Below are 22,168 nucleotides of genomic sequence, written 5' to 3'. Positions count from 1 at the left end.
CTATCGCGCACAATTTGTGAATTCGTCCAATTTATTTGTGATCCGTCGTGAACAAATTTTTACCAATATTTGCTAGAAGCCCACGGCACCGGGATAATGCGCGCCATTCGGCCATTGCCCTCTGTCCCGGAATCCGGGGCCATTGGCCGCACATGGAAGCCCGCAGGGGCGGGATAACTTCTCAGTGATCAACTTCAACATCGCCCAATGGCGCGCCTGGGCCCCTGGCCTGGAGCGTGCGGACGACTGGCAGGCATGGTGCCGGGACCCGGTGTTGCTGCCCGCCAGCGATGCCTCCCCGGATGTGTCATTTTTGCCAGCCATGCAACGCCGACGCTTAAGCCGCCTGGCGCGCATGGCGTTCAGTGTGGGCTGGCCGCTGGCCGAAGGCCATGAAGCGCTGCCCCTGGTGTTTGTCTCGCGCCACGGCGAGACCCCGCGCACCCTCGACATCCTCAGCGACCTGGCCAACGAGCAGCCGCTGTCGCCGACCCAGTTCAGCCTGTCGGTGCACAATGCGGTGATTGGCCTGTGGTCGATCCTGCGCAATGAAACCAGCGAAATGACCGCCCTCGCCGCCGCTGGCGATGGCCTCGAACACGGCCTGCTCGAAGCCGTTGCGTTGCTCAACGAAGGCGCCCCGGCGGTATTGCTGGTGATTACCGAGGAACAACCGCCCGAGGCGTATGCCAGCTGGATCGCCGACGTGCCCTTCCCCTATGCCCTCGGCCTTCTGCTCACGCCCGGCGACGAGTGGCAACTGGAACTAAACAGCAGCGCGGTCCAACTCACTCAAACCCAGTGGCCCCACGCCCTGAACCTGCTGCGCACCCTGCTGACCGAACAGGGCGCCTGCCAACATGCCTGGAAGAACCGAGTATGGAACTGGCGACGCAAATCCTGACCGACAAACCACGGCAGGCCTATTACTGGCGCCTGCTCGCCACGGCCACCAGCTTCTTTATGTTCGGTGTCGGCGGGCTGTGCCTGCGCTTGCTGGTATTCCCGCTGCTCAGTTGCCTGCCGGGCGACGCCAGGCAGCATCAACGACGCGCGCGCCACACCATCAGTTGCCTGTTCTGGTTTTTTATCCGGATGATGAAGTTTCTGGGCATCCTCACCTACAGCGTCGAGGGTGCGGACAAACTCGGCCGCCCCGGCCAGATGATCGTCGCCAACCACCCGTCGCTGATTGACGTCGTGTTCCTGATCGGCCTGATGCGCCAGACCAATTGCGTGGTCAAGCAGAGCCTGTTCCAGAACCCGTTTACCCGCGGCCCGGTGCGCGACGCCGGCTACATCAGCAACGACGGCAGCGCCGACATGCTGGACGCGGCGGCCGACGCCCTGCGCGCCGGCCAGACCCTGATCATCTTTCCCGAAGGCACCCGCACCACACCCGGCGCGCCACCTGCCTTTCATCGCGGCGGCGCGGCCATTGCGCTGCGCGGTGCGACAATCATCACCCCAGTGGTGATCAAGGTCAGCCCCACCACCCTGACCAAGGCCGAGCCCTGGTATCGCATTCCCAGATGCCGATTCCACTTCAGTTTGCGCGTGGGTGCCGATATAGAACCACAGGCGTTCGCCGCACTGGGCCCCGCGCCCCAGGCGTCACGCAAGCTCAACGATTACCTGCATCACTATTTCATTAAGGAGCTCGCCGAAGATGAGCGACCAACACCGCCTTAGCCTTGAGCACGACATAAAGACGCTGATCATCGAGGCCCTGGGCCTGGAGGACATCAGTGCCGACGACATCGGCAGCGAGCAGACGCTGTTCGGCGAAGGCCTGGGCCTGGATTCGGTCGACGCCCTGGAACTGGGCCTGGCCATCCAGAAAACGTACGGCATCAAGATCGACGCCGACGCCAAGGACACGCGCAATCACTTCACCAACGTGGCCAGCCTTGCGGCATTCGTCACGGCCAGACAGGCAGCTTGAGACCGGACCATGCAAACTCGTGACGATATTTTCAACACCCTGCGCGACGCCTTGGTGGAACTGTTTGAACTGGAACCTGAACGCGTCACCCTCGATGCCAACCTGTACCAGGACCTGGAAATCGACAGCATCGATGCGGTGGACCTGATCGACCATATCAAGCGCCAGACCGGCAAGAAGATCGCCGCCGAAGAGTTCAAGGCGGTGCGCACTGTGAATGACGTGGTTGAGGCGGTGTACCGTCTGGTCCAGCCCGCCGCATGAGCCGGCTGATCGGCCTTGGCCTGTTGCTGGCGGGGCTGCTGTACCCCTTTGCGGTGTATTACGGCACCGAACATTTTGCGCCCTGGCAATTCGGCCTGCTGCTGGGCAGCCTGTGGCTGCTGCGCGCGCTCACCGCTGCACGACGCCCCGGCAGTCGCTGGATGGCGGTGGTGGTGATTGTGTTTTGCCTGGCGCTGGCCTGGTTCGATAACCCGCAGTGGCTGCGCTGGTACCCCAGCCTGGTCAGCGCGTTCATGCTGGCACTGTTCGGCCTGAGCCTTAAATACGGGCCGCCGATGGTCGAGCGCCTGGCGCGCATGAGCGACCCGCAGTTGCCGCCGCATGCAATTGTGTATACGCGCCGGGTCACCGTTGTGTGGAGTGTGTTTTTCCTGGGTAATGGCCTGCTCGCCGCCGCCCTCACCCTGTGGGCGCCGCTGAGCTGGTGGACGTTGTACAACGGCTTGATCGCCTACGGGCTGATGGGGCTGTTGTTTGCCGTGGAATGGCTGGTACGACAAAGGGTTCGAGGCCGCGTATGAAAGGTTTGAAACTTGAGCATCTGCTGCTCGAGCCGCAGGAACACCGCCAGGTCGCTATTGAGCCTGCGCTGAATCATGCACAACTGGTGGAACAATCCCTGCGCCTGGCGGCAGGCCTGCAAGCGCGTGGCATACAGCGCCTGGCGGTGCACCTGGAAGACGCGGGCGTGCTGGCGATTGCCCTGCTCGGCGCCTGGCGTGCCGGGGTCAGCGTGCTGCTGCCGGCTGACCTGCAACCCCAGACCCGTCAACGCTGGGACGCCGCCGTGGATGCCTGGCTGACGCAGGTATCGGAGCTGGAGGCGCTGTATCACACGCCACTGCGCCCGGCCGCACTCGACCTGGATAGCTGCCAACTGAGCCTGTGCACCTCCGGCTCCAGCGGTGAACCCAAACGCATCGACAAGTCCCTGCGCCAGCTGGCCAATGAGGTCCAGGCGCTGGAAGCGCTGTGGGGCGCCGACCTGAAAGACGCCTGCATCATCGGCAGCGTCGCCACCCAACATATCTACGGCTTGCTGTTTCGCGTGCTGTGGCCGCTGTGCGCCGGGCGCCCCTTTGGGCGCAGGCAGCTGGCATTCCCCGAGGACCTGCAGCGCGCCAGTCGCGAGCATCGGCACTTCGCCTGGGTGGCCAGCCCGGCGCTGCTCAAGCGCATGGGCGATAACCTCGACTGGCCGGCGCTGAGCCACGTCTCACGGGTGTTTTCCTCCGGGGGTGCCTTGCCTGTCGAGGCCGCCGCCAGCCTCTACGACCGCTTGCAGCAATGGCCGACGGAAATCCTCGGCAGCTCGGAAACCGGCGGTATCGCCTGGCGCCAGGGTGCCCAGCCGTGGCAGCCGTTTACCGACGTACAGCTGAGCCAGGATGCCGACGGTGCCCTGCGCATTGCCTCGCCTTACTTGCCCGAGGGGCATATCGAACAGACCGCCGACGCCGCGCGCATCCATGCCGATGGCCGCTTCGAACTGCTCGGGCGCCTGGACCGCATCGTCAAGCTGGAAGAAAAACGCATCGCCTTGCCGATGCTCGAACAGGCGTTGATGCACCATCCATGGGTTGCCGACACCCGCCTGGGCGTGGTGCAGGAAAATCGCGCCTCACTCGGCGCCCTGGTGGTGCTGAGTGCCGAGGGCCTGCATGCCCTGCGCAACCAGGGCCGGCGCACGGTGACCCAAACCCTGCGCGAACACCTGAGCCAGCATTGCGAAGCCCTGGCCTTGCCGCGCCGCTGGCGTTTGCTGCGCCAATTGCCGCTCAACAGCCAGGGCAAGCTGCCCCAGGCCGATACCGAAGCGCTGTTGCTGGCGCCGCGCCCCAAGGCGCCGGAGGTGCTGGCGCAGGTCGAAACCGACGGCGAATGGACGTTGCAACTGAGCGTTCCGCCGGACCTGGCCTATTTCAGCGGGCATTTCCCGGTGACGCCGGTGCTGCCTGGGGTGGTGCAGGTGGAATGGGCCTTCAACCTGGGCCAGCAATTGCTCGACCTGCCAGCGACGTTCGCCGGTATGGAAGTGCTCAAGTTCCAGCAACTGGTGCGCCCCGGCGATCACATCGAATTGCACCTGCGCTTTGACCGCGAACGCAGCAAGTTGTACTTCGCCTACCGCAATGGCGTCGCCGCCTGCTCCAGTGGGCGGATAGTGCTGGAGGCCGCACATGCATAACCCCTGCGCCCTGATCCCGGTCTACAACCACGAAGCCGCCGTGCCCGCCGTGGTCCAGAGCCTGCTGGACAGCGGCCTGCCCTGCCTGCTGGTGGACGACGGCAGCAGCGCGGCCTGCGCGGCAGTGCTGGCCCACTTGGCGACGCTGGAACACGTCACCCTGCTGACACTGCCCCGCAACGAGGGCAAGGGCGGCGCGGTCATGGCGGGCTTTCGCGAAGCCGCGCGACTGGGTTACACCCATGCCCTGCAGGTGGATGCCGACGGCCAGCATGACCTGCGCGAAGTCGAGACCTTTATCGACACGTCCCGCCGGCACCCCGACGCCGTCATCTGCGGCTACCCCGAATACGACGACAGCGTGCCCAAAGGCCGCCTCTACGCACGCTACCTGACCCACGTGTGGGTGTGGATCAACACCCTGTCGCTGCAGATTCGCGACTCGATGTGCGGCTTTCGCGTGTACCCGCTGGCCCCCACGCTGGCGCTGATGGACTCGGCCTACATTGGCACACACATGGATTTCGACTCGGACATCCTCGTGCGCCTGGCCTGGCGCAACCAGCCCATGCGCTGGCTGCCGACCCAGGTGCATTACCCCGCCGACGGCCTGTCGCACTTCCGCCTGTTCCGCGACAACGTGCGCATCAGCGCTATGCACACGCGGCTGTTCTTCGGCATGCTGGTGCGCGCGCCGGCCATTTTGTGGCGCCGGTGGCAGGCATGAGCGACAGCGGCAAACACTGGGCCGATCGCGAGGAGCGCGGCAGCTTCTGGTTGATGAAACTCACGGCGGTCGCGGCAAAAGTCCTCGGTCGCCGCCTGTTGAGCCCGTTGCTCTACAGCATTGTGTTGTACTTTTTCCTGTTCGGCCGCACCGCGCGCCAGAGCGCCTGGCACTACCAGCAGCGCCTGGCGCAGTGGAGCGGGCGTGATGACCTGCTGCCGAGCCACAGGACGGTCTTTGCCCAGTTCATGGCCTTCGCCGACTCACTGCTCGACAAGCTGGACGTGTGGAACGGCAAGCTGCGCCTGGAACAGATCGACATCAACGACCCGGCGCAATTACGCGGCCAATTGCGAGGCGAGCGCGGGCAGATGCTGGTGGGCGCGCACCTGGGCAACCTGGAAGTGTGCCGCGCCCTGGCGGAAATCGGCGAACGCGTCACCATGAATGTGCTGGTGCACACCAAGCATGCCGAGCGTTTCAATCGCCTGCTGGGCGAAGCGGGCGCGACCCATTTGCGCCTGATCCAGGTCAGCGAGCTGGACCCGGCCACCATGCTGCTGCTCAGCCAGCGCCTGGACGACGGCGAGTGGCTGGCGATTGCCGGCGACCGCATCCCGCTGCACGGCGGGCGCACAGTGTGCGTGGATTTCCTCGGGCATGCAGCCGCGTTCCCCCAAGGCCCGTGGTTGCTGGCCGGCCTGCTCAAATGCCCGGTCAACCTGCTGATGTGCCTCAAGCACCAGGGCCGCTATCGCCTGACCATCGAGCCCTTCGCCCAATCGATCGAATGGAAGCGCAGCACCCGCGAGCAGGTCATCGCCCTGTGGACCGCCCGCTACGCCGCACGCCTGGGTGAGTTCTGCCTGCAGGCGCCTCAACAGTGGTTCAACTTTTACCCTTTCTGGAAGACCGATGACGACGCCTCTTGAGCCGATCACCTTTGGCGAACGCCCCTTGCGCATCGAAGACGTACTGGCCCTGGCCAACCGTCAGGTGCCTACCCGCTTGCAGAACGATGCCGCGTATCGCCAGCGCATCGCCAAGGGCGCGCAGTTTCTTGACTCGCTGCTGGACAAGGAAGGCGTGATCTACGGCGTGACCACCGGTTACGGCGACTCGTGCGTGGTCGCGGTGCCGTTGCACCATGTCGAAGCGCTGCCGCGTCATCTCTACACCTTCCACGGTTGCGGCCTGGGCAAATTGCTCGACGCCCAAGCCACCCGCGCCGTGCTGGCGGCGCGCTTGCAGTCGCTGTGCCATGGCGTGTCGGGCGTGCGCGTGGAACTGCTGGAGCGCCTGCAGGGTTTCCTCGAACACGATGTGCTGCCGCTGATTCCAGAAGAAGGCTCGGTGGGCGCCAGCGGCGACCTGACGCCGCTGTCGTATGTGGCGGCGACCTTGTCCGGCGAGCGTGAAGTGCTGTTTCGTGGCGAACGGCGCCAAGCCGCCGACGTGCACCGCGAACTGGGCTGGGCGCCGCTGGTACTGCGGCCCAAGGAAGCCCTCGCGTTGATGAACGGCACTGCGGTGATGACGGGCATTGCCTGCCTGGCCTTCGCCCGCGCCGACTACCTGCTGCACCTGGCCACGCGCATCACCGCGCTCAATGTGGTGGCGCTGCAAGGCAACCCGGAACACTTCGACGAACGCCTGTTCGCCGCCAAGCCCCACCCCGGGCAGATGCAAGTCGCCGCCTGGCTGCGCCAGGACCTGGCTATCGATGCACCGACCGCACCGCTGCATCGCCTGCAGGATCGCTATTCGCTGCGCTGCGCGCCCCATGTGCTCGGCGTGTTGGCCGACAGCCTGAATTGGTTGCGCTCGTTTATCGAAATCGAGCTGAACAGCGCCAATGACAACCCGATCATCGATGCCGAAGCCGAACGCGTGCTGCACGGCGGGCACTTCTACGGCGGGCACATCGCCTTTGCCATGGACAGCCTCAAAACCCTGGTGGCTAACGTCGCCGACCTGCTCGACCGCCAACTGGCGCTGCTGGTGGACGTGCGTTACAACCACGGCCTGCCGAGCAACCTGTCGGGCGCGCCGGCCGACCGCGCGATGATCAACCATGGCTTCAAGGCCGTGCAGATCGGCACCAGCGCCTGGACCGCCGAAGCGCTGAAAAACACCATGCCGGCCAGCGTGTTTTCGCGCTCTACCGAGTGCCATAACCAGGACAAAGTGAGCATGGGCACCATCGCCGCCCGCGATGCGATCCGCGTACTGGAGTTGACCGAGCAGGTTGCCGCCGCCACCTTGCTCGCCGCCAACCAAGGAGTATGGCTGCGCGCCCAGGCCGACGATGCCCGGCCGTTGCCGCCGGCGCTGGCGGCGATGCATGAAGCACTGGCCAAGGATTTCCCGCCGGTCATTGAAGACCGCGCCCTGGAAGGCGAACTGCGCCTGTGCCTGCAACGTATTGCCGCGCAACACTGGAGGCTGCATGCGTAGCCCCGGCGTATTGCACAGCGACACTGAAATCCTCGTGCCGTTTTTCGATATCGACTCGATGAACGTGGTGTGGCACGGGCATTACGTGAAATACCTGGAAGTGGCGCGCTGCGCGCTGCTGGACAAGATCGGCCACAACTACACCGCGATGCTCGAAGCCGGCTACGCCTGGCCGATCATCGACATGCAGCTGCGCTATGTACGCGGCGCGACCTTCGGCCAAACCCTCAACGTGCGCGCCAGCCTGGTGGAGTGGGAGAACCGCTTGAAGATCAATTACCTGATCACCGACCTCACCAGCGGCGAACGCCTGACCCGCGCCAGCACCGTGCAAGTGGCGGTAGAGATCGCCAGCCGCGAGATGCAGCTGGCCTCGCCCAAAGTCTTCACCGACGCCGTAGAAAGGGCCCTGAAATGAGATCCCCTGTAGGAGCGAGCTTGCTCGCGAAGATCGCCAACGATAACCCGCAGCACCTGACCCCCCGCAGGGCCCTCAGGTTTTTCGCGAGCAAGCTCGCTCTTACAGTGGCCGCCGCGTTGCTGAGTTTCAGCGCCCACGCCTTCGACCTGCAGCAACTGAGCGATCAATTGGCCAAACCCCGCGTGATCCACGGCAACTTCATCCAGGAAAAACACCTGCGCGCCCTGCCCCAGCCGCTGGTCAGCAAAGGCACCTTCGTGCTCGCCAAGGACTACGGCTTGCTGTGGCTGTTGAAGACCCCGCTGCAACAGGACTACCGCATCAGCGCCCAGGGCATCGCCCGGCGTGACGCCAACGGCTGGCAATTGCTGCCCAACAAGAGCGCCGGCGCCGAGCAGAATCGCCTGTTCCTCGCGGTGCTGCAGGGCGACAGCAGCGGCTTGCAGCGTGACTTCGAACTGCAACTGCAAGGGCAAGCCCAGCAATGGAAGCTGACGCTGATCCCGCGTTCGCTGCTGCTCAAGCAGGTGTTCACCCAGATCAATATCGACGGCGGCGAGCTAGTCAATACCATTGAGCTGCTGGAAACCCAGGGCGACAGCACCCTGCTGCGCATGCAGGACAGCAGCGCCGACCAACCTTTGAGCATTGCCGAGCAACATGACTTTGCCCAGTGAGCGCCTGCTGCCGCGCCTGTTCCTGATCCTGCTGGTGGCCGTATTGGCCCTGGCCGGCTGGCAGTGGCGCGCGGGTGCGCCGCTGTCGGCCAACTTGATGGAGCTGGTGCCCGGCAATACGCCGGACGCCCTGGAACTCAAAGCCGAGCAGCGCATGCAGGAGCCGCTGAACCGCGAGATGCTGGTGCTGGTGGGGCATGCCGACCGCCAACGAGCGCTGGCCGTGGCGCAGCAACTGGCCGAGCGCTGGCAAGCCAGCGGTCTGTTTGAAAAGGTGCAATGGAACCTGCAAGCCGACTTGCCGGTGCTGCGCGAACAGCTGCTGCGCGGCCGCCTGGCGATGCTGGCGGCCAAGGACCGCGAGCAACTGATCGAACAGCCTGAGGCCTTCATCCAGCAGCGTGTGCAGTCGCTGTTCGACCCCTTCACCGGCTTCAGCCTGGTGCCGAGCCAGGACGACTGGCTGGGCCTGACCGGGCGCATCCAGAACAGCCAGCCACAACACGGGGCGGTACAGCTGGATATCGGCAGCGGCGCGCTGATCGCCGATGCCGACGGCAAAAGTTGGGTGCTGTTGCGGGCGCGCACCACCGGCAATGCGTTCGATATGAAACTGCCGCTGCAAGTGGCCGATCTGCTCCAGGCCAGCCGCGCCGAGGCAGGCGAGCAAGGTGTGCAACTGCTCGCCGCCAGCGGCTTGCTCTATGCGGCCAATGGGCAACAGCAAGCCACGCGGGAAATCACCTGGGTCGGCGGCGGCGCAACCGTGGGCATCCTGCTGTTGCTGCTGCTGGCGTTCCGGCGCTGGCGGGTGCTGCTGGCGTTCGTGCCGGTGGTGGTCGGCATGCTGTTTGGCGCCGTGGCCTGTGTGGCGCTGTTCGGCCATATGCATGTGATGACCCTGGTGCTGGGCTCGAGCTTGATCGGCGTGGCGGTGGATTACCCGCTGCACTACCTGTCCAAAAGCTGGAGCCTGCAACCCTGGCGCAGTTGGCCGGCATTGCGCCTGACCCTGCCAGGGCTGAGCCTGAGCCTGGCCACCAGTTGCATCGGCTACCTGGCCCTGGCCTGGACGCCGTTCCCGGCGCTGACACAAATCGCGGTGTTCTCCGCAGCCGGCTTGGTCGGTGCTTATCTCTCGGCCGTGTGCCTGCTGCCCGCGCTGCTCAGCGGTGTGGAGCTGCGCCCGGCACAATGGCCGCTGCGCATCGCCGAACGCTTGTGGCAATGGCGGGCGGCATTGATCAAGCGCGTACCAGGCTCGGTGCTGCTGGTGTGGGTGCTGTTGTTCTGCGCCGGTGGCCTGTGGCAGTTGAACACTAAAAACGATATCCGCCAGTGGATCGGCGCTCCGCCGCAATTGCTGCAGGAGGCCCAGGCCGTGGCGCGCATCACCGGGTTCCAGCCCACCAGCCAGTTCTTCCTGGTGCGCGCCGACACTCAGCAGCAGTTACTCGAACGCCAAGCGGCGCTGGGCCAGCGCCTGGATCAACTGGTGAACATGGACAAGCTGCAGGGTTACCTGGCGCTGAATCAACTGGTCAACCTGCCTGCCGAGCAGCAGCAACTGCGCGCGGCGCTGGATACACTCGCGCAGCATTGGCAACCGCTGCTGGACCTCGGCGTGCCCGCCGCCGCGCTGCAGGCCGAGGTCGCGCAGTTGCAGGCACTGCCCACCGAAGACATCGACGCCGCGCTCAAAGGCCCGCTGGCCGAGCCATGGCGTACGCTGTGGCTGGGCCCGGTAGACGGCGGCGTGGCGGCGATGGTCAGCCTGCAAGGCCTGAACAACCCGGCCTTGCTGCGGGTGCAGGCCGTGGACTTGCCCGGCGTGCAACTGGTGGATCGCCTGGGTGACTTGAACCGCGTGTTTGCCAATACCCAAATCAGCGCCGCCGAGTTGAAGTTGCTGTCTTGTGTGCTGATCGTGGTGCTGTTGATGCTGCCCTTCGGCCTCATCGGCGCCTTGCGCATCGTCGCGCTGCCGCTGCTGGCGGCGCTGTGCAGCCTGGCCAGCCTCGGTTGGCTGGGCCAGCCGCTGACCCTGTTCAGCCTGTTCGGCCTGCTGCTGGTCACGGCTATCAGCGTCGATTATGCGATCCTGATGCGCGAGCAGATCGGCGGTGCGGCCGTGAGCCTGCTGGGAACCTTACTGGCCGCGCTGACCACTTGGTTATCGTTCGGCCTGCTGGCCGTCTCCAGTACCCCGGCAGTGAGCAATTTCGGCCTGTCGGTCAGCCTCGGCCTGGCATTCAGCTTTATGCTGGCGCCCTGGGCCGGGCAACAGAAACACGCCTTATGAATGTGATTATCGCCAAAGCGGCAAGGAGCCTTCGTGCCCACAGTTGAAATGGAACGTCGCCAAGTGGTGGTGATCGGTGCCGGGCCGTCCGGGGCCATCGCGGCCGCGCTGCTCAAGCGCAAAGGGCATGATGTATTGATTATCGAGCGCCAGCATTTTCCGCGTTTCTCGATTGGCGAAAGCCTGCTGTCGCACTGCATCGACTTTATCGAAGAAGCCGGCATGCTCGACGCCGTGCAGGCGGCCGGCTTTCAACTGAAAACCGGTGCCGCGTTCGCCTGGGGCGAGCGCTACAGCGCGTTCGATTTCGGTGACACCTTCAGCAACGGCAAGCCGACGACCTTCCAGGTGCAGCGCGCCGAGTTCGACAAGCTGCTGGCCGATCAGGCGGCACTGCAGGGTGTGGAAATCCGCTATGGCGAAAGCATCGTCGGCGTGGACTTTTCCGGCGAGTGTCGTTACCTGCACGTACGCCGCGAGAATGGCAGCGAGTACCACCTCAAGGCCAAATTCGTGCTGGATGCCAGCGGCTATGGCCGCGTGTTGCCGCGCCTGCTGGACCTTGAAGCCCCATCGAATTTCCCGCTGCGCCAGGCCGTGTTCACCCACGTCGAAGACCGCATCGAACACCCAGGCTTCGACCGCACCAAGATTCTAGTGACCACCCATCCCGAGAAGCGCGATATCTGGTTCTGGACCATCCCGTTCAGCAACGGCCGTTGCTCGGTGGGCGTGGTCGCGGCCAAGGAGCACTTCGACGGCCGCGACGGCGACCTCGACGCCTGCCTGCGCGGGTTTATCGAGCAAACCCCGAGCCTGTCCGGCGTGCTGCAAAACGCCGTGTGGGACACCCCGGCGCGCAGCATCGGCGGCTATTCGGCCAACGTCAAAACCCTGCACGGTCCGGGCTTTGCGCTGCTGGGCAACGCGGCAGAATTTCTCGACCCGGTGTTCTCGTCCGGCGTGACCATCGCCATGCGCTCGGCGAGCATGGCCGCCGGCTTGCTGCATCGCCAACTGCAAGGCGAAACGGTGGACTGGCAAACCGAGTTTGCCGAGCCGTTGAAGCGCGGCGTCGACACCTTCCGCTGCTACGTCGAAGGCTGGTACGCCGGAACGTTCCAGGATGTGATTTTCCACGCCGGCAGTTCGCCGGAGATTCGCCGCATGATCAGTTCGATTCTCGCCGGTTACGCCTGGGATGAACGCAACCCGTTCGTCAGCGAGCCCAAGCGGCGCCTGCGCATGTTGTCGCAGATCTGCGCGAGTGAGACGGTATGACCAGCCCTGCCGTTGAAAAAAACTACCTGAGTAAGAACTACGTCGAAGAAACCCGGTTCGGCTTCTGGTTCCTGCGCAGCCACACCTGGCAGCACCATGTGTTGCGCGTGGCGATCAACGACCTGCGCAGCCTGTTCAGCGATCCGCTGCCAGTGGCGCCGGTGTTGCTCGACGCCGGCTGCGGCCAGGGCAAATCCTTCAACTTGCTGCAGCAGGTCTTTGCGCCCTCGCGCCTGATCGGCCTGGATGCCGACCCTCACAGCCTGGCCCTGAGCCGCGAAGAAGCCGCTCGCCAGAGCCTGGCCGTGGAGCTGATCGCCAGCGACTGCGCCACCCTCGAAGTCCCCGACGCCAGCGTCGATATCGTGTTTTGCCACCAGACCTTCCACCACCTGGTCGAGCAACATCGCGCACTCAAGGAGTTTTATCGGGTACTCAAGCCGGGCGGCTATTTGCTGTTTGCCGAGTCCACCGAGGCCTATATCGACACCTGGGTAATCCGCTGGCTGTTCCGCCACCCAATGCACGTGCAGAAAAGCGCCGAAGAGTATCTGCAGATGCTGCGCGAGCAAGGCTTTGAATTCGGCGCGCAGAACGTCTCGTATCCCTATCTGTGGTGGAGCCGCTCCAGCGATTTCGGCCTGCTGGAACGCTGGGGCCTGCGCAAGGCGCCGCCGGTGGGCCAGCGTGAGGAAACCCTGGTCAACTGTGTGGCGCGCAAACCGTTAGAGGCCGCGAGCTCATGATGCGCTGGCTGTTGATGGGTTGCCTGTTGCTGCTCAGCGCGTGCGCCAGCCAGGCGCCGTTACCCGAGAAAATCCCGGCGCTGGCCTTGCCGATGCAATTGCATGTGCAACGCCTGGAGGGCGAGCGCAGCCAGGACTGGCTGTTGGTGATCCAGCGTGAAGACGCGGCGATTCGTTGGTCGTTGATGGATCCGCTGGGCATTCCCCAGGCCCGGCAGAAGCTGATCGACGGGCAATGGCAGGCCGATGGCTTGCTACCGCCCAATCCCCAGGCGCGAGAACTGTTCGCCGCGCTGCTGTTTGCCCTGGCCTCGGCAGATGACGTGCGTGCGCTGTATCCTTCGGCTCAGGCCAGGGACCTCACGCGAACGCTGCCGGGCCATTGGCAAATCGTCTATCAGTCCTCGGAGGTGTTCAGCGTGAACATGGCGGGCCAACCGTTGAGCTATCGCATTACTCCGCTGGGAGCCGGCCGATGACTGCCTACCTCAATGCCCTCGGCGTAATCTGTGCCCTCGGGCGCGGCCAGGCCGAGGTCAGCCGCAGCCTGTTTGCCGGTGACTGTTGCGGCATGCGCGCCGAGAGCGGCTGGGTGCCGGAGCGCGTGGTGCCGGTCGCGGCGGTGCGCGGCGAGCTGGCAACCATTCCGGCGCAATTGGGCCAGCAGAGCAGCCGCAATAACCAGTTACTGCTGGAAGCGGCGTTGCAGATCGAGGCGCAGATTCGCCAGGTGATCGACACCTACGGCGCCTCACGGGTGGGCGTTGTGCTGGGTACCAGCACTTCGGGCATCGATGAAGCCAGTCGCGGCATTGCCCACTACCTGCGCGATCACGCGTTCCCTGGCGACTACGACTACCAGCAGCAGGAACTCAGCGCTCCGGCGAATTTCCTCGCCGACTGGCTGCAGTTGAGCGGCCCGGCCTATGTGATTTCCACCGCCTGCACGTCCAGCGCCCGCGCGCTGATGAGCGCCCAGCGTCTGCTCGACCTGGACGTGTGCGATGCGGTGCTCTGCGGCGGCGTCGACAGCCTGTGCAGGCTGACGCTGAACGGGTTTACCGCGCTGGAAGCGGTGTCTGCCGAGCGCTGCAATCCGTTCTCGGTGAACCGCGACGGCATCAATATCGGCGAAGCGGCGGTGTTGTTCGTGATGAGCCGCGAGGCGGCGCCGGTCGCCCTGCTGGGCAGTGGCGCCAGTTGCGACGCGCACCATATCTCCGCGCCCGAGCCCAGCGGCAAGGGGGCGTTGCAGGCGATGCGCAAGGCCTTGGCCGGCGCGAAACTTACGCCCGCGCAGATCGGTTACTTGAACCTGCACGGCACCGCGACCCAACACAACGACGCCATGGAAAGCCAGGCGGTCGCCAACCTGTTTCCGGGCGGCGTGGCCTGTTCGTCGACCAAACCCATGAGCGGCCATACCCTCGGCGCGGCGGGCGCATTGGAAGCGGCGTTCTGCTGGTTGAGCCTGACTCACGGCCTTGTCCCGCCCCATGTGTGGGACGGCCACCTTGACCCGGCGCTGCCCGCGTTGCAGTGGGCGCACAAGGGCGACACCCTGGAAAAACCCTACCTGATGAGCAACTCGTTTGCCTTCGGCGGCAACAACGTCAGCCTGATTATTGGAGAGGCCCCATGATCGATTGGCCACTCGCCGAACTGCTGCCCCACGCGGGCGACATGATTCTGATCGACCAGGTGCTGTCGTTCGATGAAGAGCAGGTGCATACCCGCCTCACCGTCAAGCCTGGTGGCCTGTTCAACCGCGCAGACGGCAGCCTGCCGGCCTGGGTCGGTATCGAGTTGATGGCGCAAAGCGTCGCCGCCTATGCCGGTTGCCGCGCGCGCCAGCAAGGCCTGGCGGTGGAACTGGGCTTCCTGTTGGGCACGCGTAAATTCGAGTGCAACGTGGCGCACTTCCCCGCCGGCGCCGAGCTGAACATCCACGGCCTGCGCTCCCTGGAAGACGACAATGGCATGGGGGTGTTCGAATGCCACCTCACTGGCGATGGAATCCAGGCCAGCGCACGCTTGAACGTATTTCGACCGCCCCAGGCGGCCAACTATTTAGCTGAAACGAAGGACGAAACGCCATGACTGAATCCGTACTGGTCACCGGCTCCAGCCGTGGCATCGGCCGCGCCATTGCCCTGCGCCTGGCCCAGGCCGGGCATGACATCGTGCTGCATTGCCGCAGCGGGCATGCCGAAGCCTGCGCGGTACAGGTCGAAATCCAAGCCCTGGGCCGCCAGGCGCGGGTGCTGCAATTCGATGTGGCAGACCGCGCCGCGTGCAAGGCAATCCTTGAAGCCGATGTGGAGCAGCACGGTGCTTATTACGGCGTGGTGCTCAACGCCGGCCTGACCCGCGACGGCGCCTTCCCGGCCCTGTCGGAAGATGACTGGGACGTGGTGATGCGCACCAACCTCGACGGTTTCTACAACGTGCTGCACCCGGTGATGATGCCGATGATTCGTCGGCGCGCCGCCGGGCGCATCGTGTGCATCACCTCGGTTTCCGGGCTGATCGGCAACCGTGGCCAGGTCAACTACAGCGCGTCCAAGGCGGGCCTGATCGGCGCAGCCAAAGCGCTGGCCATCGAGCTGGGCAAGCGCAAGATCACCGTCAACTGTGTCGCACCGGGCTTGATCGACACCGCCATGCTGGATGAAAACGTCCCGGTGCAAGAGCTGATGAAGATGATCCCGGCGCAGCGCATGGGCACCCCGGAAGAAGTCGCCGGGGCGGTGAACTTCCTGATGTCGGCCGAAGCCGGCTATATCACGCGCCAGGTGTTGGCCGTGAACGGGGGCTTGTGCTGATGAAGCGCGTCGTCGTCACCGGCATGGCCGGCATGACCTCCCTAGGCAGCGATTGGGACACCATCGCGGCCAACTTTCGCGCCAACCGCAGCGGCATCCGGCGCATGGATGAGTGGGACCGTTTTACCGAATTGAACACGCGCCTGGCCGGGCCGATTGATGATTTCGTCGTGCCCGCGCACTGGACGCGCAAGCAGCTGCGCAGCATGGGCCGTGTCTCGCGACTGGCGGTGTGGGCGGCGGAGCAGGCGTTGCAGGATGCCGGCCTGCTCGGCGACGCGTCGATCAAGGACGGGCGCATGGGCGTGGCGTGTGGTTCGTCCACCGGCAGCACCGATGAGATCAAGGCGTTCGGCAACATGCTGCTGAACTCGGTGGCCGAGGGGCTGAATGCCAACTCCTATGTGCGCATGATGCCGCACACCACGGCAGCAAATATCAGCATCTTCTTTGGCCTGACCGGCCGCTTGATCCCCACGTCCAGCGCTTGCACCAGCGGCAGCCAGGGCATCGGTTATGCCTACGAGGCGATCAAGTTCGGCCGCCTGCCCTTGATGCTGGCCGGAGGCGCCGAAGAGCTGTGCCCCACCGAGGCAATGGTGTTCGATGCGCTCTACGCCACCAGCCTGAAAAACGACGCGCCCCAAACCAGCCCGCGCCCCTACGACAGCGGCCGCGATGGGCTGGTAATTGGTGAAGGCGGCGGCATGCTGGTGCTGGAAGAGTTGGAACACGCGTTGGCGCGGGGTGCGCATATTCATGCGGAACTGGTCGGTTTCGGCAGCAATGCCGACGGCCAGCACACCACCCGCCCGGAACAGAAAACCATGCGTCGCGCCATGGAACTGGCGCTGGAAGATGCCGGGCTTGAGCCGTCCGCCATCGGCTACGTGAACGGCCACGGCACCGCCACCGACCAGGGCGACATCGCCGAAACCCTGGCCACCAGCAGCCTGTTCGGCCCTCGCATGCCCATCAGTTCGCAGAAGAGTTTCCTTGGCCACACCTTGGGCGCGTGCGGGGCGCTGGAGTCATGGTTCAGCATCGAGATGATGAACCGCGACCAATACGTGCACACCTTCAACCTGGACACCGTCGACCCGCACTGCGGCGAGCTGGATTACCTGCAGGGTGGCTTTCGCGAGATGCATCACGACTACGTGATGAACAACAATTTTGCCTTCGGCGGCGTCAACACCTCGTTGATCTTCCGCCGCTGGTCCTGACTTTTAAAACGATTGGAGAAAACGGAATGTCTTCCCTGCTACGCGCGACCCTGATCACCCTGGCCCTGCTGACCACCGCCGGCTGCACCAACAAACCGGTACTCAACACCCAGCACGAACTGCCGGCCACCACTCAGGTCAGCGAAGAAAAAATGAAACAGGTGATCGTCGCTGCCCTGCAAAAACGCGAGTGGACGGTACAACGCCTGAGCCCGCAACTGGTGCAGGCCGAGATCACCGTGCGCAACCAGTTTTATGCAGCCATCGACATCCGCTACACCCGCAACAGCTACGCCATTACCTATCGCGACAGCCGCGACCTGGGCTACAAGGACGGCAAGATCCATCGCAACTACAACCGTTGGGTGAGCATGCTGGACCGCGACATCATGGCCGGGTTGCGCTCGGCGGGAATTCAATAACGCCAGAAACGACAAAGGGCGCCTTTCGGCGCCCTCTTCTCAAACAGGTTGGCTTGTCATCGCCGCTTCCTGCCTGGCTCTGCGATGGCTGGTTGCCCAGGATCCTCAGAGTCTCACAAGCCCCTTTCGGGAACTCGGCCAGTATGCCTGAAAACAGGCGGCCTGCAATCAGTGGCAGAATGCCGTCCTACTTTATCGCAACCCAAGCGCACTGCGCACCGCCGCCTTTATTGCCAAGAATTGGTCACTGGTGAGTTCTGCGATTTTGTAAGTTCGTTTTCCATGACGATCTTTACTTTTGATTCGGTCCAGTCGGCCCAAGCTAACTGTCGCAACGATGTCGCATTTTGCCCAGCAGATGGGGCTCGCTCCCTGAAGGTGGCTATCAAGCTGCAAATGATGCTCCAACACCTGCTGTGGGGCAGTGGTACTCAGAGGGACCACCGTGACGAGCAGCTTATTAGTCCGATGTTTGCGTACCACAATAACGGGCCGAATCTTGGTGATTTCCGGAACCTCATAGCCACGAAAATCACAAATCAACACGCTGCCCTCCTTGGGCTGATAGAGAAGTGCCATCCATATTCACTCGCTTGAAAAAGAGCGATTCTGCGCAAGTTTCCCTCGAATAACTAAGCCGGTTGCGTTACCTGATATGTGACCCGGCCTACACCGACGCCTTACGCGTCAACAACTCCACAAACGCCTGCGCCATCGGCGTCTGCGCGCCCTTGCGCTGCACCAGCCACACCGCTGTTACCGCTTCCGGGTCCAGCAAAGTACGGTACACCACGCCGTCAATGCGGATACGCTGGTAAGACGCGGGCAGCACCGACACGCCCAACCCTGCCGCCACCAGGCCAATGATGGTCATCGCCTCGCCTGCTTCCTGGGCAAAGTGCGGGCTGAACCCGGCGTCGCGGGCCAGATTGAGTAATTGTGCGTAGAGGCCGCTGCCATAACTGCGCGGGAAAAATACAAAGGGTTCGTCAGCCAATTGCGCCAGGTGCAAGCCGCCTTCGCTGCCCTGGGCCAACAGGTGCCCGGCGCTCAATACCGCCACCAACGGCTCGCGCATCAGTTCGATCACACTGAGCGAGTCCGGCAACGGCAACGGTCGCATGAGCCCGACCTGGATCGACTCATCCAGCAACGATTCGGCCACCTGGGTGCTGCTCATTTCTTGCAGGCTCAAATGCACTGCCGCAAACGCCTGGCGAAACGCAAAGATCGCCTGCGGGATGCTGGCGTTGAACGGCGCCGACGACGTGAAGCCGATTTTCAGCTCTCCAAGCTCTCCCAGCTGCGCCCGTCGCGCGATGTCTGCCGCTTTATCGACCTGCGCCAGCACCAGGCGCGCCTCGTGCAGAAACAGTCGCCCTGCTTCGCTCAGCTCGACCCGACGATTGGTGCGCTCAAATAAGCGCGCGCCCACGTCTTGCTCCAACGCCTGAATTTGTTGGCTCAACGGCGGTTGCGAGATGCCCAGCACTTGCGCGGCGCGGCCAAAATGCAGCTCCTCGGCGACGGCGATGAAGTACCGCAGGTGACGTAATTCCATGCAAACCTCATTAGGTCGCTAAAGCTATCAAACGGGTCGAACAATATATTGGAAAGAATCATTAGCCAGCTATATTCTTTTTCGTATTGCCGGCCGTGGCAGTCTTTCCTCCCCGAGGTCACCGTGAAATCTGCTGTTGCTGCACACGCTCAAGAAGCCCCGCACACTGCCCTGGATGAGGTCGTCGCGCAGCTCAACGACGAGTACATCGAAAAAGGCACGCCGATGTTCATGCGCACGGTGTTGGCGCTGTTCTCCGGCGGCTTCGCCACGTTTGCCCTGTTGTATTGCGTGCAACCGATGATGCCGGCGCTGTCCCACGAGTTTTCCATCAATGCCGCACAAAGCAGCCTGATCCTGTCGGTCGCCACGGCGATGCTAGCTTTCGGCCTGCTGATTACCGGGCCGGTTTCCGACAGGCTGGGGCGCAAGCCGGTGATGGTCGCCGCGTTGTTCTGCGCAGCGCTGGCCACCATTGCCAGCGGCTTGATGCCGAGCTGGGAAGGCATCCTGTTGATGCGGGCGCTGGTGGGCTTGTCCCTGAGCGGCCTGGCCGCCGTGGCCATGACCTACCTGAGCGAAGAGATCCACCCGCAACACATCGGCCTGGCCATGGGCCTGTACATCGGCGGCAATGCAATTGGCGGCATGAGCGGGCGCCTGATCATCGGCGTGCTGATCGACTTCGTCAGTTGGCACACCGCAATGCTGATCATCGGCGGCCTGGCGCTGATCGCCGCGACGGTGTTCTGGAAAATCCTCCCCGAATCGCGCAACTTCCGCGCCAGCAGCCTCAAGCCGCGCAACCTGCTGGACGGTTTTGTCATGCACTTCAAGGACGCGGGCCTGCCGTGGTTATTCCTTGAGGCCTTCCTGCTGATGGGCGCGTTTGTCACGCTGTTCAACTACATCGGCTATCGCTTGCTGGCCGATCCGTATGACCTCAGCCAAGCCGTGGTCGGCCTGCTGTCGCTGGTGTATCTGTCGGGCATCTACAGCTCGGCAAAGATCGGCTCGCTCGCCGACCGCCTGGGCCGCCGCCGCGTGCTGTGGGGCACCATTGTGCTGATGCTCGCCGGCATGGCCCTGACACTCTTCACCCCGCTATGGCTGGTGGTGCCAGGCATGTTGATCTTTACCTTCGGCTTCTTCGGCGCCCACTCGGTGGCCAGCAGCTGGATCGGCCGTCGTGCGGTAAAGGCGAAGGGACAGGCGTCGTCGCTGTATCTGTTCTGCTATTACGCAGGTTCAAGCATTGCCGGGACGGCGGGCGGGTTCTTCTGGCACTTTGCCGGATGGAATGGGATAGGCGCATTTATCCTGGCGTTGCTGATCGGCGCGTTGCTGGTGGCGTTGAGGTTGGCGAAGTTGGCGCCGTTGGGCCATGTGAAGGCCTGAGATCACCTGCGTCTGCCGATGCAGGTGACCCGGTCTCAGCACTCAACCGCACTCACCGCCAACCCGCCCCGCGACGTCTCTTTGTACTTGTCATGCATATCCGCACCGGTATCGCGCATGGTGCGGATCACCCGGTCCAGGGAGATAAAATGCTGCCCATCGCCACGCAAGGCCATTTGCGCAGCGTTGATCGCCTTGACCGCCGCAATCGCATTGCGCTCGATACACGGCACTTGCACCAAGCCGCCCACCGGGTCGCAGGTCAGGCCCAGGTTATGTTCCAGGCCGATTTCTGCGGCGTTGCACAGTTGCTCAGGGGTGGCGCCGAGAATTTCCGCCAGGCCCGCTGCGGCCATGGCGCAGGCGGAACCGACTTCGCCCTGGCAACCGACTTCGGCGCCGGAGATCGAGGCGTTCTTTTTGCACAGAATGCCCACCGCCGCCGCGCCGAGCAGGTAGTCGACCACGTTGGCCTCGGTCACCTCTTCACTGAACTTCATGAAGTAATGCAGCACTGCCGGAATGATCCCCGCTGCGCCATTGGTGGGCGCCGTCACCATGCGCCCACCGGCGGCGTTTTCTTCATTGACCGCCAGGGCGAACAGGTTCACCCACTCCATGGCACTCAAGGTTGAGCCGATCACATTGGGCTTGTTCAACTCCTGCAGACTGCGGTGCAACTTGGCGGCGCGACGGCGCACGTTCAAGCCGCCAGGCAGGATGCCTTCATGCTTGAGGCCTTCCTCCACGCACGCTTGCATGGCACGCCACAGGGTCATCAGGCCACTGCGAATTTCTTCTTCGGAGCGCCAGACCTTCTCATTGGCCAGCATCAGTTCGGCGACGCGCAGGTTGTGGGTCTTGCACAGCTGCAACAGCTCTGCGGCGCTGGAAAAGTCATACGGCAGCTCGGTGCGGTCCATGTCCGCCACGCCGCTCTGGGCCTGGGCTTCATCCACCACAAAGCCGCCGCCCACCGAGTAGTAGGTGTCACGGTGCAACTCGCCGTCAGCATCGAACACCACCAGGGTCATGGCGTTGGGATGGAACGGCAGGTTTTCGTCGAGCAGACGCATGTCCCGTGACCATACGAATGGCACCGGCAAGCGACCGTCGAGCAGCAGGGTGTCGGTTTCGCGCAGCGTGTGAATGCGCACGCCAATCTGGGACGGGTCGATTGCGTCCGGCCACTCGCCCATCAGCCCCATAATGGTGGCGGTGTCGCTGCCATGGCCGATGCCGGTGGCCGACAAGGAACCGTAGAGTTGCACTTCGACACGCCGAACCTGTTCCAACAGGCCACGTTCGCGTAACGTTTGAACGAACAACGCCGCAGCGCGCATGGGGCCGACGGTGTGAGAGCTGGAGGGCCCGATGCCGATCTTGAACAAGTCGAAAACGCTGATAGCCATTAACCTGAAACTCCTCGATAAGCGCGGCCAGGCTTGAACGAGGTGCTACGCTCAGATCGCCCAGATGGCGGCATCATCCAGCTTTTATCCGCCGTCACGGCGTCTCACACCGACGCACCCATGCTCACCAGCGTCGCTAACGTGCGATCGCCTGTTTTGGCCGTTTTTAACGGTGCAGATGAGTAAAAACTGCAGTTTCACTGTGGTAAAAATCTGTAAGCGACGTCACCGACACTGGATGCGACCCTCCCTGTACTGGATACGACGCCCCCTGTAGGCGTCAGATTTTCACTGG

General features: G+C 63.6%; 24 protein-coding genes. 21 read left to right on the top strand and 3 right to left on the bottom strand.

Going from position 1 to position 22,168, the window contains the following annotated elements:
- Positions 1-184 precede the first annotated feature (184 nt).
- From C4J90_RS02285 to C4J90_RS02190, 20 genes are read left to right on the top strand one after another with little or no spacing between them, the layout of a single operon-like run.
- Positions 185-904 (top strand): beta-ketoacyl synthase chain length factor, encoded by a 720-nt coding sequence (locus C4J90_RS02285; RefSeq protein WP_124360947.1) that lies wholly within the window; start codon positions 185-187, stop codon positions 902-904.
- Positions 880-1,692: a 1-acyl-sn-glycerol-3-phosphate acyltransferase gene (locus C4J90_RS02280; RefSeq protein WP_124413641.1), complete on the top strand. Its 813-nt coding sequence runs from the start codon at positions 880-882 to the stop codon at positions 1,690-1,692. Before C4J90_RS02285 ends, C4J90_RS02280 begins: the two co-directional genes overlap by 25 nt.
- Positions 1,670-1,945: a phosphopantetheine-binding protein gene (locus tag C4J90_RS02275; RefSeq protein WP_124360945.1), complete on the top strand. Its 276-nt coding sequence runs from the start codon at positions 1,670-1,672 to the stop codon at positions 1,943-1,945. Before C4J90_RS02280 ends, C4J90_RS02275 begins: the two co-directional genes overlap by 23 nt.
- Positions 1,946-1,954: 9 nt before the next feature.
- Positions 1,955-2,209, top strand: a complete 255-nt coding sequence (locus C4J90_RS02270) for an acyl carrier protein (RefSeq protein ID WP_003209389.1) — start codon at positions 1,955-1,957, stop codon at positions 2,207-2,209.
- Entirely contained in the window at positions 2,206-2,751 is a 546-nt protein-coding gene (locus C4J90_RS02265) for a hypothetical protein (protein ID WP_124365556.1), read from the top strand. Before C4J90_RS02270 ends, C4J90_RS02265 begins: the two co-directional genes overlap by 4 nt.
- Positions 2,748-4,418: an acyl-CoA synthetase family protein gene (locus tag C4J90_RS02260; RefSeq protein ID WP_124419123.1), complete on the top strand. Its 1,671-nt coding sequence runs from the start codon at positions 2,748-2,750 to the stop codon at positions 4,416-4,418. Before C4J90_RS02265 ends, C4J90_RS02260 begins: the two co-directional genes overlap by 4 nt.
- Entirely contained in the window at positions 4,411-5,145 is a 735-nt protein-coding gene (locus C4J90_RS02255; RefSeq protein ID WP_124419122.1) for a glycosyltransferase family 2 protein, read from the top strand. The genes C4J90_RS02260 and C4J90_RS02255 overlap by 8 nt, the downstream gene beginning before the upstream one ends.
- Positions 5,142-6,077, top strand: a complete 936-nt coding sequence (locus C4J90_RS02250; RefSeq protein ID WP_124360941.1) for a glycosyl transferase — start codon at positions 5,142-5,144, stop codon at positions 6,075-6,077. Before C4J90_RS02255 ends, C4J90_RS02250 begins: the two co-directional genes overlap by 4 nt.
- A complete protein-coding gene (gene hutH, locus C4J90_RS02245; protein ID WP_124419121.1) occupies positions 6,061-7,602 on the top strand; it encodes a histidine ammonia-lyase in 1,542 nt (513 codons plus the stop codon). The genes C4J90_RS02250 and hutH overlap by 17 nt, the downstream gene beginning before the upstream one ends.
- Complete coding sequence (locus C4J90_RS02240) at positions 7,595-8,020, top strand: thioesterase family protein (RefSeq protein ID WP_124419120.1); 426 nt, start codon at positions 7,595-7,597, stop codon at positions 8,018-8,020. The genes hutH and C4J90_RS02240 overlap by 8 nt, the downstream gene beginning before the upstream one ends.
- Complete coding sequence (locus C4J90_RS02235) at positions 8,017-8,700, top strand: outer membrane lipoprotein carrier protein LolA (protein WP_124419119.1); 684 nt, start codon at positions 8,017-8,019, stop codon at positions 8,698-8,700. The genes C4J90_RS02240 and C4J90_RS02235 overlap by 4 nt, the downstream gene beginning before the upstream one ends.
- A complete protein-coding gene (locus C4J90_RS02230; protein ID WP_124419118.1) occupies positions 8,684-11,002 on the top strand; it encodes an MMPL family transporter in 2,319 nt (772 codons plus the stop codon). The genes C4J90_RS02235 and C4J90_RS02230 overlap by 17 nt, the downstream gene beginning before the upstream one ends.
- A 33-nt stretch (positions 11,003-11,035) precedes the next feature.
- Positions 11,036-12,283, top strand: coding sequence for an NAD(P)/FAD-dependent oxidoreductase (locus C4J90_RS02225; RefSeq protein ID WP_124413633.1), 1,248 nt, complete (start codon positions 11,036-11,038; stop codon positions 12,281-12,283).
- Complete coding sequence (locus C4J90_RS02220; protein ID WP_124419117.1) at positions 12,280-13,029, top strand: class I SAM-dependent methyltransferase; 750 nt, start codon at positions 12,280-12,282, stop codon at positions 13,027-13,029. Before C4J90_RS02225 ends, C4J90_RS02220 begins: the two co-directional genes overlap by 4 nt.
- On the top strand, positions 13,026-13,508 hold the full coding sequence (locus tag C4J90_RS02215) for a hypothetical protein (RefSeq protein ID WP_124419116.1): 483 nt from the start codon (positions 13,026-13,028) through the stop codon (positions 13,506-13,508). Before C4J90_RS02220 ends, C4J90_RS02215 begins: the two co-directional genes overlap by 4 nt.
- Complete coding sequence (locus C4J90_RS02210; protein ID WP_124419115.1) at positions 13,505-14,671, top strand: beta-ketoacyl-[acyl-carrier-protein] synthase family protein; 1,167 nt, start codon at positions 13,505-13,507, stop codon at positions 14,669-14,671. The genes C4J90_RS02215 and C4J90_RS02210 overlap by 4 nt, the downstream gene beginning before the upstream one ends.
- Positions 14,668-15,129, top strand: coding sequence for a hotdog family protein (locus tag C4J90_RS02205; RefSeq protein WP_124360932.1), 462 nt, complete (start codon positions 14,668-14,670; stop codon positions 15,127-15,129). Before C4J90_RS02210 ends, C4J90_RS02205 begins: the two co-directional genes overlap by 4 nt.
- On the top strand, positions 15,126-15,854 hold the full coding sequence (gene fabG, locus C4J90_RS02200; RefSeq protein ID WP_124419114.1) for a 3-oxoacyl-ACP reductase FabG: 729 nt from the start codon (positions 15,126-15,128) through the stop codon (positions 15,852-15,854). Before C4J90_RS02205 ends, fabG begins: the two co-directional genes overlap by 4 nt.
- Positions 15,854-17,080 carry a beta-ketoacyl-ACP synthase gene (locus tag C4J90_RS02195; RefSeq protein WP_124413629.1) on the top strand — a complete coding sequence of 409 codons (1,227 nt, stop codon included), beginning with the start codon at positions 15,854-15,856 and terminating at the stop codon, positions 17,078-17,080. Before fabG ends, C4J90_RS02195 begins: the two co-directional genes overlap by 1 nt.
- A gap of 26 nt (positions 17,081-17,106) precedes the next feature.
- Complete coding sequence (locus C4J90_RS02190) at positions 17,107-17,502, top strand: hypothetical protein (RefSeq protein WP_124419113.1); 396 nt, start codon at positions 17,107-17,109, stop codon at positions 17,500-17,502.
- 192 nt (positions 17,503-17,694) lie between these two features.
- Here C4J90_RS02190 and C4J90_RS02185 read toward each other — a convergent pair whose 3' ends face one another.
- Complete coding sequence (locus tag C4J90_RS02185) at positions 17,695-18,081, bottom strand: type II toxin-antitoxin system PemK/MazF family toxin (protein WP_124402828.1); 387 nt, start codon at positions 18,079-18,081, stop codon at positions 17,695-17,697.
- An 88-nt stretch (positions 18,082-18,169) separates the two neighbouring features.
- Positions 18,170-19,063 (bottom strand): LysR family transcriptional regulator, encoded by an 894-nt coding sequence (locus tag C4J90_RS02180; protein WP_124419112.1) that lies wholly within the window; start codon positions 19,061-19,063, stop codon positions 18,170-18,172.
- Positions 19,064-19,234: 171 nt separating this feature from the next.
- Between C4J90_RS02180 and C4J90_RS02175 the strand changes: the two genes are divergently transcribed.
- Positions 19,235-20,461 (top strand): MFS transporter, encoded by a 1,227-nt coding sequence (locus tag C4J90_RS02175; protein WP_372237490.1) that lies wholly within the window; start codon positions 19,235-19,237, stop codon positions 20,459-20,461.
- A 35-nt stretch (positions 20,462-20,496) separates the two neighbouring features.
- On the opposite strand, the gene C4J90_RS02170 is transcribed toward C4J90_RS02175, so the two are convergent.
- Complete coding sequence (locus C4J90_RS02170; protein WP_124360926.1) at positions 20,497-21,873, bottom strand: L-serine ammonia-lyase; 1,377 nt, start codon at positions 21,871-21,873, stop codon at positions 20,497-20,499.
- Positions 21,874-22,168: the final 295 nt, after the last annotated feature.

The organism is Pseudomonas sp. R2-60-08W, from assembly GCF_003852335.1.
In the GTDB taxonomy this organism is placed as follows: Bacteria; Pseudomonadota; Gammaproteobacteria; order Pseudomonadales; family Pseudomonadaceae; genus Aquipseudomonas.
This window is presented reverse-complemented; position numbering and strand designations above follow the sequence as displayed.

Coding starts and splice junctions, on each gene's coding strand:
- hutH (WP_124419121.1), top strand. CDS start 6,061: ATGACGACGCCTCTTGAGCCGATCACCTTTGGCGAACGCCCCTTGCGC.
- C4J90_RS02260 (WP_124419123.1), top strand. CDS start 2,748: ATGAAAGGTTTGAAACTTGAGCATCTGCTGCTCGAGCCGCAGGAACAC.
- C4J90_RS02205 (WP_124360932.1), top strand. CDS start 14,668: ATGATCGATTGGCCACTCGCCGAACTGCTGCCCCACGCGGGCGACATG.
- C4J90_RS02275 (WP_124360945.1), top strand. CDS start 1,670: ATGAGCGACCAACACCGCCTTAGCCTTGAGCACGACATAAAGACGCTG.
- C4J90_RS02220 (WP_124419117.1), top strand. CDS start 12,280: ATGACCAGCCCTGCCGTTGAAAAAAACTACCTGAGTAAGAACTACGTC.
- C4J90_RS02240 (WP_124419120.1), top strand. CDS start 7,595: ATGCGTAGCCCCGGCGTATTGCACAGCGACACTGAAATCCTCGTGCCG.
- C4J90_RS02210 (WP_124419115.1), top strand. CDS start 13,505: ATGACTGCCTACCTCAATGCCCTCGGCGTAATCTGTGCCCTCGGGCGC.
- C4J90_RS02255 (WP_124419122.1), top strand. CDS start 4,411: ATGCATAACCCCTGCGCCCTGATCCCGGTCTACAACCACGAAGCCGCC.
- C4J90_RS02270 (WP_003209389.1), top strand. CDS start 1,955: ATGCAAACTCGTGACGATATTTTCAACACCCTGCGCGACGCCTTGGTG.
- C4J90_RS02170 (WP_124360926.1), bottom strand. CDS start 21,873: ATGGCTATCAGCGTTTTCGACTTGTTCAAGATCGGCATCGGGCCCTCC.
- C4J90_RS02215 (WP_124419116.1), top strand. CDS start 13,026: ATGATGCGCTGGCTGTTGATGGGTTGCCTGTTGCTGCTCAGCGCGTGC.
- C4J90_RS02180 (WP_124419112.1), bottom strand. CDS start 19,063: ATGGAATTACGTCACCTGCGGTACTTCATCGCCGTCGCCGAGGAGCTG.
- C4J90_RS02195 (WP_124413629.1), top strand. CDS start 15,854: ATGAAGCGCGTCGTCGTCACCGGCATGGCCGGCATGACCTCCCTAGGC.
- C4J90_RS02190 (WP_124419113.1), top strand. CDS start 17,107: ATGTCTTCCCTGCTACGCGCGACCCTGATCACCCTGGCCCTGCTGACC.
- C4J90_RS02235 (WP_124419119.1), top strand. CDS start 8,017: ATGAGATCCCCTGTAGGAGCGAGCTTGCTCGCGAAGATCGCCAACGAT.
- C4J90_RS02280 (WP_124413641.1), top strand. CDS start 880: ATGGAACTGGCGACGCAAATCCTGACCGACAAACCACGGCAGGCCTAT.
- fabG (WP_124419114.1), top strand. CDS start 15,126: ATGACTGAATCCGTACTGGTCACCGGCTCCAGCCGTGGCATCGGCCGC.
- C4J90_RS02250 (WP_124360941.1), top strand. CDS start 5,142: ATGAGCGACAGCGGCAAACACTGGGCCGATCGCGAGGAGCGCGGCAGC.
- C4J90_RS02185 (WP_124402828.1), bottom strand. CDS start 18,081: ATGGCACTTCTCTATCAGCCCAAGGAGGGCAGCGTGTTGATTTGTGAT.
- C4J90_RS02230 (WP_124419118.1), top strand. CDS start 8,684: ATGACTTTGCCCAGTGAGCGCCTGCTGCCGCGCCTGTTCCTGATCCTG.
- C4J90_RS02265 (WP_124365556.1), top strand. CDS start 2,206: ATGAGCCGGCTGATCGGCCTTGGCCTGTTGCTGGCGGGGCTGCTGTAC.